Source organism: Anaerovirgula multivorans (assembly GCF_900188145.1).
GTDB lineage: Bacteria > Bacillota > Clostridia > Peptostreptococcales > Natronincolaceae > Anaerovirgula > Anaerovirgula multivorans.
The window spans coordinates 26,105-42,740 of the sequence record NZ_FZOJ01000014.1 but is presented as its reverse complement, the minus strand read 5'-3'; the positions used below and the strand labels follow the sequence as shown (position 1 = coordinate 42,740).

The following is a 16,636-nucleotide window of genomic DNA, read 5'->3' as shown; positions in this document are numbered from 1 at the left end:
ATGATGAAGGAGAAGCTAAAAAGAAAAATAGATATAGGTGCCGGCAGAGAAAAGGCTGAAGTGGTATTAAAAAATGCTAAAATTGTTAATGTGTTTTCCCACGAAATCATAGAAGGGGATATAGCCATTGATGATGGCAGAATTGTTGGTATTGGCGAATATGAAGGGATTAAAGAATGTGATATTGATGGAAGATATGTAGCTCCGGGATTGATCGACAGTCATGTACATATTGAATCTTCTATGGTTACTCCAGGAGAATTTGCTAGAGGAGTCGTACCGAGGGGAACTACGACAATTATCGCTGACCCACATGAAATAGCAAATGTATGCGGTGTAGAAGGAATTCAATATATGTTAAATGCCAGCGAAAATTTACCCCTTAATATCTATATTATGCTACCCTCATGTGTGCCTGCAACTTCCTTTGAAAATGCAGGAGCAATACTAAGAGCTAAAGAATTAGAAGGTCTTATTCATCATAACAGAGTATTAGGTTTAGGAGAGTTGATGGATTATCCAGGAGTAATCTCGGCAGAGGACAGTATATTAGACAAAATTATGATTACCAAAGAGAAAAAAATAGACGGGCATGGACCTAACATTATAGGGAAGGAATTAAATGCTTATGTAGCTGCAGGAGTTAAGACGGAGCATGAATGCTCCACAGTAGAGGAGATGCAAGATCGTTTAAGGCTAGGAATGTATATTTTGATACGAGAGGGGTCAGCTGCTAGAAACCTAAAAACTTTAATTAGGGGTATTACTAGGGAGAATGCAAGAAGATGCTTGTTCTGCACTGACGATAAGCATCCAGAGGATATTCTGGTAGGAGGACATATTGACAATAACCTTCGCTTGGCAGTAAAAGAAGGAGTTCATCCTATTACAGCTCTTCAGATGGCTACCATTAATGCAGCAGAATGTTATGGGCTTAAAGATCTAGGGGCAATTGCACCAGGCTATGATGCAGACCTCGTCGTTTTAGAAGATTTGCAGAATTTTGAGGTTTTAGAGGTTTACAAGAAGGGGAATAAAGTGGCAGAAAATAAAAAACCTCTTTTTGATATTGTGGATTCTGACCATGCTAAAGTGATGTATACGATCAATATGGAATTAATTACAAAAGAGGATTTAGAAGTAAAGGTTACTTCTGACATTGTTAATGTAATTAAGCTACTGCCTCACAGCTTAGTGACCCAAAAGGTAGTACGAAAAGTAGATGCAGAAAAAGGTATTTTCCAATACAACAAGAATCTAGATATACTAAAATTAGCAGTGATTGAAAGGCATAAAGCTACTGGCAATATAGGACTGGGATTGGTTGAGGATTTTAAAATGAAGAATGGTGCTATTGCTTCAACAATTGCCCATGACTCTCACAACCTCATCGTTATTGGAGATAATGATGAAGATATAGTACTGGCTATTAAAGAAGTAGAGAAGGTAGGAGGAGGCATCACGATCTGTAGTAAAGGGGAAATATTGAAAACCCTACCTCTTCCTATAGCTGGATTAATCTCTGATGGAACAATGGAGAAGGTTAACCTTCAATTGAAGGAAATGTTAAATATAGCATATGACCAGCTACATGTGAACAAAAACATAGATCCCTTTATGACTTTATCTTTTTTGGCTTTACCTGTTATTCCAGAAATTAAACTGACGGATATGGGATTATTTAATGTGACAAATTTCTCATTTATGGATTTAACATTGACAGAGTAAAGCTTGCAATATTGATCTATGTCTATAATAAAAATCAGCATACAAAAAGCCGCATGGAATGCGACGTTTTGTATGCTGATTTTTATTTAGAATAATATTGTAAGATTAAAATTTAAAGCTATTAAAGATAATAATAATAAGCTATTTTTAGAATGAAAATATACATTGCAAATATGAGATAAAATCAATTTATCGTAGCATTTAGCTAAAGTAAGTAGAGAAAGGTATTGAATTTAACTTGTTTATACCTTATAATAGGGAAGGAATTCATAGTGGGAAAAAAAATTCCAAAGGAAGGACATCTTTAAACGTAAAGAGGATCATGTTAATCTTTAGTGAAATCTCTAAATTTTTGGAGGAATAAATAAATGGACAATAATTTGAACATTTTAATAGTAGATGATGAAAAAGAGTATTTACAGGCTATTCAGTCAGTACTACTTACTAATGATTATACCTCTCACAGTGTTAATTCTGGTGAAGAGGCTATCGCCTTAATTAGAAAAACGAAAGTCGATGTAGTAATAATTGACTACAAGATGAAAGACATTAATGGATTTGAATTGGTGGATAAAATAAAAGAAATTAGTCCAGATACAGAAGTTATAGTCATAACAGTTGATGGAGATATTAAAAGTGCAGTTGAGGCAATAAAAAAGGGGGCTTTTGGTTACTTTATAAAAAATCACGATCTGGATGAATTAATACTTGAAATCAAGAAGATTGAGAAGGTCGTTAAATATAAGAATAAAGTTGAAAGTTTATCTGCTCAGAATTTTTTTCTTGAATCTGAAAACGAATCATTTAATAAAGCATTAGATTTGGCATCACGAGCTGCTGATAGTAACTCTACTATTTTACTTCTAGGAGAATCTGGAGTTGGTAAAGAAGTTTTTGCTAATTACATTCATAATCTTAGTTCAAGAAAAAACAATACTTTTGTAGCAGTGAATTGTCATGCTTTTTCTGAGAATTTATTGCAATCAGAACTATATGGTCATGAAAAGGGAGCTTTTACTGGAGCCTACGAGAAAAGAATTGGAAGAATTGAAGCAGCCCATGAAGGAACCCTATTTCTAGACGAAATTGGAGATACTTCCTTAGATGTACAATTAAACTTACTAAGGGTGCTTGATAATAGAAAAATAGCGCGAATAGGTTCTAATCGATTAATTGATATAGACTTTAGATTGATATGCGCTACCAATAAAGATATTAGCCGGAGCATTAAAGAAAACAATTTTAGGGAAGATTTTTATTACAGAATTAGTACTATTGTCATAAAGATTCCTCCGTTAAGGGATAGAAAAGAGGATCTTAAGAAGTTAATTAATTATTTTATTACAACTTACGCTAGTGAACTTAAAAAAGATATCCAAGAGATAGAAGAAGAAGCTTTAAATACTCTTATGAGTTATAATTACCCTGGAAATATCAGAGAATTGAAAAATATAATAGAACGTCTCGTAGTTCTTTCGAAGGATGGTATTATTAGTATTCGTGATATATCTGATGAAATAAATATGAATGTATCAAATCGGGTACTTCTTAAAGATGTTAGAGCAGCAGCTGAAAAGAAGCATATAGAAAAATTATTATTAATTAATAATTTCAATATGACAAATACGGCAAGTCAATTAGGCATAAGTAGAAGACAATTGTTTAATAAAATTAATGAATATAGCATTGATAAGCATTAGTTTAAAACACATTTTCAGCGCTGATATTTAAGAAAAAGGCATTCTTACAATAGTTTCATAAACATTTCTAAGAAGTATATATTAGTTAAAATGGCTTGTTTTCCCCACTATATTTGATAAATATGATGAATTGCAATAAAATGAGAAAAAAATTTCATGTCACAAGAAAAAAATTTCCCGATTCTTGCCGTCAAATTGTGTCAAAATGTTGATTTGTCTGAATTATTAAATTTGGCACACATTTTGCTTTATATATCAACGGCAATTATATTTACTAAATCATATTTAGGAGAGGGGAGTTTTAAACATGGCAGGAATTTTAGATTTTCTTAACGACATTATTTGGTCACAATGGTTAGTTTGGCTTTGCCTAGGTGCTGGGGTATACTTTTCAGTTCTTATGAGATTTCCGCAAATTCGTCTTATAAAAGACATGGTAGGTCAATTGTTCGGTGGTCAAGAGTCAGATTCAGGGGTATCATCTTTCCAAAGTTTCGCGATGGCTTTAGGTGGACGTGTTGGTACAGGTAACATTGCTGGGGTTGCATCAGCCATTGGTTTTGGTGGTCCTGGTGCAGTATTCTGGATGTGGGCAATCGCTTTCCTAGGCGCAGGCTCTGCTTATATAGAGGCAGCGTTAGCTCAGGTTTGGAAGGAAGAAATGGATGGCGAATACCGTGGAGGTCCTTCTTACTTTATTGAAAAAGGATTAGGACAAAAATGGTATGCTATGATCTTTGCAGTTGCTGCTATAATAGCTATGGGCTTCTTCTTACCAGGGATCCAAGCTAACAGCATTGCAATTTCTATGGAGAATGCATTTGGTATCAGTCCGGTGATAACTGGTTTAGTTGTTGCTGGTTTATTAGCAACTATTATCTTTGGTGGAGTTAAACGTATCGGTAAAGCGGCTGAGATTATTGTACCTTTTATGGCGATTGGGTATATTATCGTTGCTTTAATCATTATCGTGCTTAACATTAGCCAAATTCCTTCTATATTTGCTCTTATTTTCTCATCAGCATTTAGTTCAAAGGCTGCTTTCGGAGCTATTATAGGTCAAGCTATTATGTGGGGAGTTAAAAGAGGGATTTACTCAAACGAAGCTGGTCAAGGTACAGGTCCGATGGCGGCAGCTGCTGCAGAAGTATCTCATCCTGCAAAGCAAGGTTTAGTACAAGCATTTTCTGTATATGTTGATACATTATTTGTATGTTCAGCAACTGCGTTTATGATTTTAATAACTGGTGCTTACAATGTATCTGATGGGGCAGGTGGTTTTATAGCACAAGGTCTTCCTGGGGTAGAGCCGGGTCCAGCCTTTACACAGGCTGCTGTTGGTAGTTTGATGCCAAGATTTGGAGGCGCATTTGTAGCGATTGCATTATTCTTCTTTGCTTTCTCAACACTTATGGCTTATTACTACTATGCTGAAGTGAATGTTGCTTATGTAACAAGAAACTTTAAAAATCATAAGTTAATATTTAACATTACTCGTGTAACATTACTTGTTATGGTCTTCGTTGGTGCAGTTAATTCAGCAGGTATGGTTTGGGCGCTAGGTGATATAGGGGTTGGTTTAATGGCATGGTTAAACATTATTGCTATCATCCTTCTTACAAAGCCAGGCATAGCAACTCTTAGAGACTATGAAGCACAAAAATCACAAGGATTGGATCCAGTGTTTGATCCTGCTAAATTAGGAATTAAGAATGCAGAATTGTGGAATAAAATAAATGCTAAAAGAAAGGCTCCAAAGGCAGAAAAATCTTCATAAGTAGTATTAGATAAAAATACTATAGTTTTAAGAACTACTATAGATAACCAACTACAGAACTTAAGCAGATGACTGAAATCTATGATTTCATGTCAGTCGCTTATACAAGGTGAAATTTTGATATACTAAGGGCTACATTTGCAGCCCATGGTTTTGGGTGAAACCGTAGACCGTGTATATCAAAAGTAGATGACCCAAATCTTTGATTTGCTGTCAGTCACTTTCACAGAGTGCAATTAAAGTTTAAAATTGGTTATCTATAAATAGAATAAGAAATACCAGTGCACAATGATATGCTCTCCTTAAGGTAGACAGATTAAGTAATACAATCTGTTGCTGAAAGGAGAGCGTTTTTTATATACTAGGAAAGTTCTACTTTCCTAATATATAAAAATAGGGGTTGTAGGGGATGAAATCCCCTGCCCGCCTTCAGGAAGGTGCTCAGACAGCTTTGCTGTCGTCGAAGGAAACCTAGGGTTTCCTAGCGAAAGCATCGAAGATGCTTTTTTTATGTCTAAAAGAAGTAAGTATACAGCCGAAGAAAAATATCAATTCAGGTTTTGAAAGAGTCATATATTTAAGAATCTTAATCATTGATATTTAAGCATAAAAATGATATTATTCATATAATTAATGGAAAATTTTTAATAGTATGTCTTTTGAGAATCTTCACTAATAATGATTTTGGAGTGAATATAATGAAAAAAGATTATCAAGAACAAATAACTACAAATGATATTTTTCACATGAATGAATCAGAACTTAATGAAGTATTAATCATCAATACCATAATGAATAATTCACAAGATACAATCTACTTCAAAGATAGAGATTCTAGCTTTATCTTAAGTAATAAGGCCCACGCATTGCTATTTGGCATTGAAGACCCTCTAGAAGTGATAGGAAAAAATGACTATGATTATTTTCCTGAATACTTTGCTAATAATGCTTCAAAAGATGAAGAAAAAATAATGGCCACAGGTGAACCGATTGTAGGCAGAGTAGAAAAGCTAGTTAAACCAGATGGAAGCACTATTTGGCTTTCGGCTTCAAAATATCCTCTTTACGACTCCGAAGGAAAAGTTATTGGTACTTGGGGTACCTCTAGAGATATCACATCTTTGAAAAAAGCAGAAGAAGAACTGGTACAACTTAATGCACAGTTAGAGGAAGCAAATAGACAGCTAAGGGTATTGTCAGCAATAGATTGTCTTTCGGGTTTATATAATCACAGACATTTTTTTGAAGAATTGCAAAAAGCATTTGATTTGTATAAAAGACAAAAAGAAAAAGGCATTATTAATGCTTTTTCAATTATTTTATTTGACATAGATAATTTCAAAATCATAAATGATACTTATGGTCACTTAACGGGAGATTTAGTAATTAGGCACATCGGGCAAATGATCACAACAAATACTCGCTCCACTGATAGTTGTTTTAGATACGGTGGAGATGAATTTGCCATATTATTACCTGATACCAGTATAGATGAGGCAAGAATAGTTGCTGAAAAAATACGTAAGACAATAGAAGGAACTTCCATTTCTGCTCAGCACACAGAATTAAAGATTACCATCAGTCTAGGAGTTTCCTCATTTGATGAGGCTGCAAACGTTAATAATTTATTTCAAAACGCTGATAAAAATCTTTATTGCTCAAAAAATGAAGGGAAAAATAAAGTTACTTCATAAATCTCAATAGTAGGTTAACAAATAAAATAAAAGAGTATAGAAATTTATAAGCATATATACATATATGGCACTTAATGAGAAAGAATGTTTAGATATTTCTTTTTTGTGGAAGGAAAATCAACAACAATGTCGAAATAAGAAAAGTAAATAGGCAATTGTTACCAAAAATGGACGATAGCGGTATTGTTTCTTACAAGTCTAGGTTTCATCATCTGCAGGACATTATAAATAAACTATGCAATCTAATAAAAAGGGGGTTTTAAATATGAGTGGAAAGAAAGTACTACTATGTGATGATTCTATGCTTATTCGGGTACAGCTTAAGAATTTTTTGAATAACCACATAGAAGGAGTAACCATCTTAGAAGCTGCCAATGGAAGAGTAGCAATAGATATTTATAAAAAAGAAAAACCCAATTTGGTATTAATGGATATTGTGATGCCTGAAACAGATGGACTACAGTGTTTAAAGGAAATTATAGATATGGATAAAGATGCAAAGGTGATCGTGTTATCATCTGTTGGTAATAAAGAAATATTAAAGGAAACCTTAAAAATAGGTGCAATTAACTTCATTCAAAAGCCATGGGAAGAAGAACCACTTTCAAAGACAATTCAACCTTATATATAGTATGTAAAGGAGGTATGCATAAATGCTAAATCAATATTTAGGCAACTATTTATTAAATCATAATTTAGTAGATCGTGATATATTGATAAGTCTATTAGATGAAAATAAGAAAGCCCATGTAAAATTAGGGGTATTAGCGATTGATAGTAATCTAATGACAGCAAAGCAAGTCAGTGAAGTACATGAAATGCAAAAAAGATTTGATAAAAAATTCGGAGAATTAGCTGTGGAAAAAGACTACTTGAAGGAAGCGGATGTTGATTATCTTCTTAATCAACAAAAACTAAATTCAATACAGCTGAGCCAATTATTAATAGATCATAAGGTTTTTTCTTTAGAACAGCTTGAAGAAGTTTTACATGCATACAGAAAAGAAAACAATTTTACTGATGAACAATATAGACTAATGCAAAAAGGAGACTTAAATAAAATACTAGAATCAATGATACAATCACAATGTGACCCATTACATATAGGCAAAACACAGGAATATTATGATTATGTAAAGCTCTTTTTAAGAAATTTTGTGCGATTTATAGATCACCAGCCATTGATAGCTGATTCAAATGGAAAAATGTTTTTGGAAGATGCTGAGGATGTTATTGTAGCTTCCCAAGAAATATATGGCACATACAATATGGTCATTTATCTAATTATGAAGAGAGAGACTTTTATAGACTTTGCATCTCACTATTCAAAAATGAAGATAAATAAAAGAGATGAACTGGCGGAAGCTTCAGTAGCTGAATTTCTGAATCTTAATAATGGACTTTTTACAATAAATATGTCTGAAGAAGGTAATCCTATCATGTTAAAACCGCCGACGATACTAGATGAAGTAGATGATTTAGTGTTAGGCTCTCTTATTCAGATTCCTATTATAACTGGTATAGGCAAATTGGTTTTAGCAATAAAACCTCAATAACGATAAAAGTTATCCCTCGTTGTGTTGCTAATCCCTATAAGGCTTTAGGTGAGGATTAAAAAACATAGTGCTGTACTCAATACAAGATGAGTACAGCATTTACTTTTATATCTAATTAAACTTTTATACACAACTACAGAATAATTTAAGTAAAGTTGCACAAGCTAACTACTTAAATTTACACAAAGATTAGATGCATAAAAATATTTTAATCAGATTGATCTGTATTAAATTACTATAGAGAGTTTGATTAGGTGTGCATAGTAGGCTATAATGATAACAAAAGATAAATATGGTATACATAAACAAGTTTACAACATTTTACCAAGTTAAATTTAAGGAGGTTTATCATGTTGAATTGGTTTAACGACAAAGTATCTGATGCAAAGATATTGGATTTTTCGACAGAGATCTATAGGAAAAAGTTTAAAACTTTAATAGGATTTCAAATACTTTTTACTATCATTATGGTTCTGATGATTATCGCAGGTGGGGTAATCATGATTCCTATTTTATCTTGGCTTAATTTTAGCAGAGCCCTTGGACTTATTTTCTTTGCTTTTATTTTACTAATCATGGTGGGAGTTTTTATAGGTATTGATAAAGCAGGAGTGTTTCATATAACCTATGGTTACTTAAAGGGAGAGAACGTCACTGCTAGTGAAGCGGTAGGGAAGGCTTTTCAAAGTATCAAAGCAATTGCTAAGGTAGTTATGCTGTTGGTAATATTCATATTACCTATCATAATCATTATCGTCATGATGGGGACCAATACCACAACCATTACTCTTTGGCAAAATAGACTGGCATCCAATGTTATTCTAAACTTTTTTGTAAATGTAGTAATGTATTCTTTCGTTGCAGCTTTGGTAGGAAGCTATTTGTTCTATTCTTTGCATATAGCTGTTTTTGAAGAATCGACAGGCTTCGCTGCTATTAAGAAAAGCATAAGACTCGCTAAAGGAGAGGGATTGAAAAACATTTATAGAGTATTTAGCATATTTATGATTCAATGGGGAGTCAATTTATCTGTATATTCTACTATAGCAGTAGCTTCAGGACTATTGTATTTCTTAATAGGGAAGATAGAGACAGGACATTCATTGATGACTCAAATTATACTGGTTAGTGAAGTATTAAAACCATATTTGAATTTTATATTGGGTATTCTATTAGAGCCTATTGGGCCGATCGTCTGGACCCTCTATTATGTAAATAGTAGATATAAAAAAGAAGGTCTTAAAGTCCATCATATGTTGGATAAGTTTCAGGAGCAATCAAGCAAAGCACCCACTGAAGCTGTAGACCTATACAATAAATAAGAGGAGAAAAAAATTGGAAAACAATTTATTATCTCACCAAGAAAATTTTAAAAAAGTTGCAGAGGAGATCATTAATAGTTCTAAATATATGCATTTAAAAGAAAAGGAAAACTTATGGGAAAAGATTGCAGAAATAATTGAGAGGATTTTTAACAGAATTTCCCCAGAAACATATGAACCTTATAACGTAAATCCTATAGGAAGTCAAAATTTATTTTTTGTTATGTTGATCCTGCTGATAACTTTATTGCTATTTTATCTTATAAAATCTCAAAAGAATGTAGTAAAGAGCCATCAGAGGGTAATCTACGGAGAGACAGTTGATCAAAATACCACCTATGAGGGGTTGTACAAGAAGGCTCTCCATCGTGAGAACGAAGGGAAATTTAGACATGCTATAAGGCTTTATTTTATCAGTGTACTGTTGTATATGAATGAAAAATCTTTATGGTTTTTAGATGACTCGAAAACAAATTACGAGATCGCAATAAGTTTAAAAGAAAAAGGTTTTAAAAAGACAAATAATTTCAAAAGCATGGGAGATTACTTTGAATATATTTGGTATGGAAATAAACAAATTGATTCGGTAAATTTTTCTCGGTATAAAGAGATAGCAAAGGAGCTTTTATTGGAGGTTAAGAACTATAGTGAAAAAAAATAAATCTGTTATCATTTTTCTTATACTGATTGTGACATTTATAATCATAAACCACTACTTTGATGTGCTAGATAAGGACATCGGCAGAAATAGTCAAAACAATGAATCTTTACCCATTAACACCTCATACAAAGGCGTATCTATTTTCTATGATACTTTAAAGAAGATAGGCTACGATGTAAGGATAGATGGACAAAATTTTTTAGAAAAAAGCAACCAAGGCATCTATGTTGTCACTACATACAAAGAGAGTACTAATTTCGATTTGAAGGAGGCAGAGGATTGGATAAAAAATGGTGGGAAATTGGTTTATTTAACCGAGCATTACCATCAATATCATTATCCAGACTTGTTAGAAAAGTACGAAGAGAGAGCTTTCTTATATTCCTTGGGTAAAGGAAAGCTGTTGATAGGAGATATTCATCTAATCACTAATGAAACATTATTGAAAGACAAAGAAGGCTCCCTCTTTATCTTGGAGGTTTTAGATGGATTAGGGGAACCTATTTACTTTAATGAATATCATCGGCTATTGGTTGGTGAAATGCCTTCTCTATATAAACACATTCCCTTTTATATAAAAGTGATACTGTTCCAACTATTGATTTTCATTGTTAGCTATATACTTTATTTAGGTAAAAGATTTGGCAAAGTAGAGAGAATAATGGGAGAAATAGAAAGAGATGAGAATGAATATTTGTATGCAGCAGCAAATCTTTATGAAAAGGCAGAGTCTATAGATATTGTGTATGATGCTTTTTATAGCAAGTTACAAATTGAACTAAACAAGACGATTAAAACAGCAACTAATTCTAATAGATGGATAGATTTATGGCAAAAACATAATCTTCCATTGAAGGAGAAAGCAGCTAGGTTGTTTCATGATGAGAAGGAAAATAGTAATAAGAGAAAAAAAGAATCATTAAATAGGATCAAAGACATGGATGAGCTAATACAAATGCTGGAAAAGAGGAGGGAAGCCCATTGGAAGCTATTGAAAAAGAAGAATTTATCAGAGGAATAAAAAAGGAGATTAGTAAAGTCATCATTGAGCAAGAGGAAGTAATAGATTTACTATTAATTTCTATCTTTACCAAAGGTCATACTCTGCTAGAGGGAGTTCCCGGTCTTGGTAAAACATTGTTGATTAAATCTCTGGCAAAAACGATGGGAGTCGATTTTAAGAGAGTACAATTCACACCGGATTTAATGCCTTCAGATATTACTGGGGCTAGAATCTACAATGTAAAAGATAGAGAATTTGAGTTTATAAAAGGGCCTGTTTTTACCAATTTTTTATTGGGTGATGAAATCAACAGAACACCTCCAAAGACCCAGGCAGGTCTTTTAGAGGCGATGGAGGAGGGCGTTGTGACAATTGATGGGCATGGTTACAAACTGTCTGATCCTTTTATAGTTTTTGCTACACAAAATCCAATAGAATACGAAGGAACGTATCCTTTACCAGAGGCTCTATTAGACAGATTTTTCATGAAGATCTGTATTAAATACCCATCTCTAGCAGGAGAGCTGCAAATAATCAAAAAATATCACGAAGGTTTTGACAAAAGCTTAAATAACATTCATATAAATCAAATCGGTACCCTAGAAGATATCCTAAATTGTCAAAACGAAATAGAAAATATTATTGTAGAAGATTCTGTGATGCAGTATATTATAAACATTATTAGAAATACCAGGGACTTTCCTTTTATAGAAATAGGCAGCAGTCCTAGGGGGTCTATCGCTTTATTGCAAGCAGCCAAAGCAAATGCAGTATTGATGGAAAGAGACTTTGTTATTCCTGAAGATATTAAAAAAATGGCTTACCCGATATTAAGGCACAGGATTATTCTGAAACCAGAGGCTTATGTGGAGGGAATTGAAGCAGATGATGTAATTCATGATATTTTATCAAATATAAAAGTTCCCCGTTAAGGGTGGTGAAAAAATGACAGTGACAAAACAATTTCTAATACTTGTCCTTATAGGGACTGTATTCATAGGAATAAGCATACCCACAAGCTTATATTTACAAGCTTTTATTCTATACAATATGCTAATATTTATACTAATAATGATTGATTATTATAGGACTCCTACAAAGAATGTTTTTGAAATAGAGAGAGTAGGAGACAAGAAATTATCTTTACTAGAGGAAGAAAAAATCATTTTAAAAATCTATAATAGAACTAACTTATTGGCTTCTATAGAAGTACTACAGGAACTTCCCAGTTCCTTTGAATGTAAAGAAATGATAGTAGAGGGTTCTATAAATCCTTATTCAAATAAAGAATTTGTACTGCGGGTAATACCCAGAAAAAGAGGAGCTTTTCTGTTGGAAGATATTTATATAAGACGAAGAGGAATCCTACACCTTATAAAAAAAGATATAAGAATACATCATACAGAGGAATATAAAGTATACCCTAGTTTAAAAAATCTAAAAAAATATCATCTCATGCTAAGAAAAGACAATCTTGTAAAGAGTGGTGAAAACCTTCTTAAAAAAAGATCAGATGGCAGAGATTTTGAAAGCCTCAGAGAATATGTGAAGGGGGACGATGTTAGAAAAATTAATTGGATTAAAAGTGCCAGAGAAAATAAGCTGATAGTAAATCAGTATGAACCTGAAAGCGATAAACATATATATATTCTACTAGATACAGGAAGAACCATGAGCTATAGAGTGAACCAATATTCAAAACTGGATTTAGCTATAAATGCTGCACTGTTTCTATCGGATGCGGCTTGCTACAATAAAGATAAATCTGGATTGTTAGTATTCAATACCAAAATTGATGCCTTCATCAAACCTGCTAAAGGAGACTTCCATAGAAATCTTATGTTAGAAACCCTTTATCATATAGAAGGCACCAGAATGACATCATCCTACGAAGAAGCGTTATTTTATCTAAGTAAACAAGAAAAGAAAAGAAGCCTAATATGTATGTTTACGGATATAGATACTTTACAGGAAGTAGACTACATAAGAAAAGCTTTAGAATATATAGTAAAGAAGCATTACGTAGTTATTTTTTTAGTAAAAAATGAAAAATTAGAAGAAGTAAAGCTTACAAGGGTAAACAGCAGAAAAGATGCCTTTGTCAAAGGCATCGCTTATAAAATGGAGGAGGAACGAAAGAGTATTATCAGGGCACTTCAACAGCGGGGAGTTAACTGTATAGAATGTGATAGAGAGGATATTATCTATAAGGCAATCAATGAATATATGAAAATAAAAAATAGAGAAGCTATATAAAGCATACAAAATTAGGAACGTGAGGGGTGGAGATATATTGTGATTCCTACACAGGTTAATAAGGCAAAAATTAATTTAACTGTAGGAGCAATAGGCAAAGGTGTAAAGAAGCCTTCTATAATAGCAGCGATCATAAGGAAAGCACTTGATCCTAATATTAGAGAAACGCCTTCCTTGGCATTTCTAATAATGTGATCTAATCTCCTATATTTACCAGGGACTAAGATTGATTTTCCTAAAAGGAGGCCAGCTGCACCAGCTATAAATATAGCTGTTAGCTCTAATATACCATGTGGAAGAATCAAGGAGGCATATTTTAGTAAATCACCATTTAAGTATACGAGAGCGGTTAAGGCACCTAATATACCTCCATTAACAAATAAAATATATAGTGTACCAATGCCCAAAAATATGCCATAAACAAAAGCCTTCAAGCTAACGGTTATATTATTAATCATGATGATACTAGACATTAAGGCATAATCCCATTCTTTGGGTTGAAAACTGTAATCAATAGTATCTATGATATTTTGAGGTAAAAAGAATATACTGTAGGAACTATCATTGAGAACCAAAAAAAAGCTAAGAAGTAAGCCAAAAAGAAAAACTAAAAAACTAGAAAAAACGAAAAGATGGTACTGATGAAATTTACTAGGGAAAACAAATAATAAAAATTTTTTAAAATCATACCAAGGATTTTTTTTAGCAGTATACAAGTGATGGTGAGCATTTCCAACTAAAGTATTTAAGTATTTTTCTAGCTTTGAATTAGGATAATGGGTTCTAACATAAGACAGATGATGGCTAGTGGTTCGAAAAAGATTAAGAAATTCTTCTATTTCACTTGAAGAAGTACGTTTGATTTCACTTTTATCAAACCTATTTATGTAATTTTCTAGCTGCTGCCAATAGAGCTTGTTTTTTATCATAAAGTTTTTTTCTTTCAAAAAAATCACCTCAAAGCTATTGTATCAAATTTTAGTATAAGGAAAAAGGAGGAAAAAATGTGAAAACTGTTTCCATAACAACCCCAGAAAATATAGAGGTAACCTATAGACTAGCAGGAGCAGGAAGTCGAGTTGTTGCGGCTTTTGTTGATTATTTTATTCAAGGTATGTTATATTTCCTGATTCTACTATCGGTTATAGGAATGCAGAATCCTATAGATTATTTGCAGTTTCAAAGTTCTTTTTTTCTAGCATTAGTATTATTAATTATTGCAATGATCAACTATGGGTATTTTACAATATTAGAAATGACAATGCAGGGACAGACCTTGGGAAAAAAATTAGTAGGTATTAAAACAATAAGGAAAAATGGTCAGCCTATGGATATAAGCCATTCCTTAATCAGAAATTTATTTCGGATATTTATAGATAACTATATGATTGGAATTTTAATGATCTTTTTAAGAGATGATTATGCAAGACTAGGAGATTTATTTTCTTCCACGATGGTGATAGAAGAGGAAAAGGGAGATCTGTCAGATGTTTATATTGAACTACATGAAGATTTAGAGAGAAAATTAACTGAAGAGGAAAAAGAACTGTTAGTAGCTTATAGTAAAGTTAAAGAGAAAATAGAACTAGGAAGAGAAGAATTACAAGAAAGGCTGATAAACTATTTTAATAGTCAATATAATGAGATAGATACAGAAATAGTAGGGCTGATAAAGAAGCATTTGTAAATTTTTTAATATTGATTTATTTAAGTTTTTCTTATGATATAAATCCTCAGTGAATAGTAAAAATAGTATTGTTATAGGTTAAGTATTGCTTTATATTACCTACCATATTAAAATAGTATTTATAGTAAAAAGCTATTTAATAATATATTACATAAGCAAGGGAACAACAGGACTAGAAAAAACGAAATTAGCATTGATGCGATTTGAGGAGGCAATCATATGAAGCAAGAGGATTCTTTAAGAATAGATAAAGCAATATTACATATTTTAGATAGTAATGTTCAAATCCCTATTATTTCGTCAAAAGAGCTAGAATTAGAACAAGACATATTAAAGTTTCTTGAAGGACATATTTTAAAAGTACTAAGCAATGGAAGTGTTAAAACTGGTGTTTTTCACAAAGTAGATAATCTTATTTATAATTTGTGTAAAAAGCTAACATCGGAAATGGAAAATTTCACAATTATTAGTGCTGAACTAGCAAACAATTTATTTAGCATCATGATAAAAAATCCAGATATACCCCCAGGGGATGTTATAATCTGTATTTTTGAACAGGAAAATAATAAATATGTAGCATTAATGAAATTTAACTACAAATCAAGTTATATACATTATGTTATGAATACTGATGAGGGCAATGTAAATACTATCATTAAGCAAACTACTACTTTACCAAATGATGCGCAAAAATCAGATGAATGCATCATAATCAGTCTTTCTGATTATGAAATAAAGTTGTTAGAGAAAGAGTATGAGATAAATGGTAGTAAAGACTTTTATTTATCAAAGTTATTTTTAAAATGCGACTGTGACTTTTCAAATGATGATAAGTTTAAAATAATTAATAAGGTAACTCAGAAATTAAATAAAAAATATTTTGATGAGGACTTTAAAAAGACTGCCAAGCTACATAAAGCTATAGCCGACAGCATGGAAGAAAGTGATGAGATTAAAATTGATAGTATTGCCAGTGAAGTTTTCGAAGGCAATCATGAAATAAAAAACGAGTATATTGATGAGATAAGAAAAGAAGGTCTTAAGGGAGACGTTGTGAATATACAAGAATCAAATCTGGTAACTAAAAAACTAAGAACCCATAGATTAAAGACGGATATTGGAATAGAAATAAACTTACCATCAGATCATTATCATAACAAGGAGATTGTTGAATTTATAAACAATCCAGATGGAACAATATCTATACTACTAAAAAATATTACAAAAATAATCAATAAATAAAGTAACATAA

At 32.3% G+C, this 16,636-nt stretch carries 14 protein-coding genes; 13 read left to right on the top strand and 1 reads right to left on the bottom strand.

The window, feature by feature from the left end; genetic code table 11:
- The 11 genes from ade to CHB72_RS14355 all read left to right on the top strand — a co-directional run bounded on the left by ade (position 1) and on the right by CHB72_RS14355 (position 13,697).
- Positions 1–1,728: an adenine deaminase gene (gene ade, locus CHB72_RS14405; protein WP_330397045.1), complete on the top strand. Its 1,728-nt coding sequence runs from the start codon at positions 1–3 to the stop codon at positions 1,726–1,728.
- Positions 1,729–2,096: 368 nt separating this feature from the next.
- Positions 2,097–3,428 (top strand): sigma-54-dependent transcriptional regulator, encoded by a 1,332-nt coding sequence (locus tag CHB72_RS14400; RefSeq protein WP_242975139.1) that lies wholly within the window; start codon positions 2,097–2,099, stop codon positions 3,426–3,428.
- A gap of 307 nt (positions 3,429–3,735) precedes the next feature.
- A complete protein-coding gene (locus CHB72_RS14395) occupies positions 3,736–5,205 on the top strand; it encodes an alanine/glycine:cation symporter family protein (RefSeq protein ID WP_089283587.1) in 1,470 nt (489 codons plus the stop codon).
- A gap of 698 nt (positions 5,206–5,903) precedes the next feature.
- On the top strand, positions 5,904–6,899 hold the full coding sequence (locus CHB72_RS14390; protein WP_089283586.1) for a sensor domain-containing diguanylate cyclase: 996 nt from the start codon (positions 5,904–5,906) through the stop codon (positions 6,897–6,899).
- A gap of 265 nt (positions 6,900–7,164) precedes the next feature.
- Positions 7,165–7,530 (top strand): response regulator, encoded by a 366-nt coding sequence (locus tag CHB72_RS14385; protein ID WP_089283585.1) that lies wholly within the window; start codon positions 7,165–7,167, stop codon positions 7,528–7,530.
- A 22-nt stretch (positions 7,531–7,552) separates the two neighbouring features.
- Entirely contained in the window at positions 7,553–8,455 is a 903-nt protein-coding gene (locus CHB72_RS14380) for a chemotaxis protein CheX (protein WP_089283584.1), read from the top strand.
- Between the two features lie 350 nt (positions 8,456–8,805).
- A complete protein-coding gene (locus CHB72_RS14375) occupies positions 8,806–9,777 on the top strand; it encodes a hypothetical protein (RefSeq protein ID WP_089283583.1) in 972 nt (323 codons plus the stop codon).
- Between the two features lie 13 nt (positions 9,778–9,790).
- Positions 9,791–10,438, top strand: coding sequence for a hypothetical protein (locus CHB72_RS14370; RefSeq protein ID WP_089283582.1), 648 nt, complete (start codon positions 9,791–9,793; stop codon positions 10,436–10,438).
- Positions 10,425–11,459, top strand: a complete 1,035-nt coding sequence (locus tag CHB72_RS14365) for a hypothetical protein (RefSeq protein WP_089283581.1) — start codon at positions 10,425–10,427, stop codon at positions 11,457–11,459. Before CHB72_RS14370 ends, CHB72_RS14365 begins: the two co-directional genes overlap by 14 nt.
- Positions 11,420–12,373: an AAA family ATPase gene (locus CHB72_RS14360; RefSeq protein WP_176431388.1), complete on the top strand. Its 954-nt coding sequence runs from the start codon at positions 11,420–11,422 to the stop codon at positions 12,371–12,373. The genes CHB72_RS14365 and CHB72_RS14360 overlap by 40 nt, the downstream gene beginning before the upstream one ends.
- Before the next feature lie 13 nt (positions 12,374–12,386).
- A complete protein-coding gene (locus tag CHB72_RS14355; protein ID WP_089283580.1) occupies positions 12,387–13,697 on the top strand; it encodes a DUF58 domain-containing protein in 1,311 nt (436 codons plus the stop codon).
- 11 nt (positions 13,698–13,708) lie between these two features.
- Here CHB72_RS14355 and CHB72_RS14350 read toward each other — a convergent pair whose 3' ends face one another.
- On the bottom strand, positions 13,709–14,644 hold the full coding sequence (locus CHB72_RS14350; protein ID WP_089283579.1) for a stage II sporulation protein M: 936 nt from the start codon (positions 14,642–14,644) through the stop codon (positions 13,709–13,711).
- Between the two features lie 59 nt (positions 14,645–14,703).
- Here CHB72_RS14350 and CHB72_RS14345 point away from each other — a divergent pair, with 59 nt between their 5' ends.
- Entirely contained in the window at positions 14,704–15,384 is a 681-nt protein-coding gene (locus tag CHB72_RS14345; protein ID WP_089283578.1) for an RDD family protein, read from the top strand.
- Between the two features lie 219 nt (positions 15,385–15,603).
- Complete coding sequence (locus tag CHB72_RS14340) at positions 15,604–16,626, top strand: nucleoid-associated protein (protein ID WP_089283577.1); 1,023 nt, start codon at positions 15,604–15,606, stop codon at positions 16,624–16,626.
- The last annotated feature ends 10 nt before the right edge of the window (positions 16,627–16,636 follow it).

What these genes read in the sequence shown, in the direction of transcription:
- CHB72_RS14340 (WP_089283577.1), top strand. Translation starts at nt 15,604, where the DNA reads ATGAAGCAAGAGGATTCTTTAAGAATAGATAAAGCAATATTACATATT.
- ade (WP_330397045.1), top strand. Translation starts at nt 1, where the DNA reads ATGATGAAGGAGAAGCTAAAAAGAAAAATAGATATAGGTGCCGGCAGA.
- CHB72_RS14395 (WP_089283587.1), top strand. Translation starts at nt 3,736, where the DNA reads ATGGCAGGAATTTTAGATTTTCTTAACGACATTATTTGGTCACAATGG.
- CHB72_RS14355 (WP_089283580.1), top strand. Translation starts at nt 12,387, where the DNA reads ATGACAGTGACAAAACAATTTCTAATACTTGTCCTTATAGGGACTGTA.
- CHB72_RS14380 (WP_089283584.1), top strand. Translation starts at nt 7,553, where the DNA reads ATGCTAAATCAATATTTAGGCAACTATTTATTAAATCATAATTTAGTA.
- CHB72_RS14400 (WP_242975139.1), top strand. Translation starts at nt 2,097, where the DNA reads ATGGACAATAATTTGAACATTTTAATAGTAGATGATGAAAAAGAGTAT.
- CHB72_RS14375 (WP_089283583.1), top strand. Translation starts at nt 8,806, where the DNA reads ATGTTGAATTGGTTTAACGACAAAGTATCTGATGCAAAGATATTGGAT.
- CHB72_RS14390 (WP_089283586.1), top strand. Translation starts at nt 5,904, where the DNA reads ATGAAAAAAGATTATCAAGAACAAATAACTACAAATGATATTTTTCAC.
- CHB72_RS14385 (WP_089283585.1), top strand. Translation starts at nt 7,165, where the DNA reads ATGAGTGGAAAGAAAGTACTACTATGTGATGATTCTATGCTTATTCGG.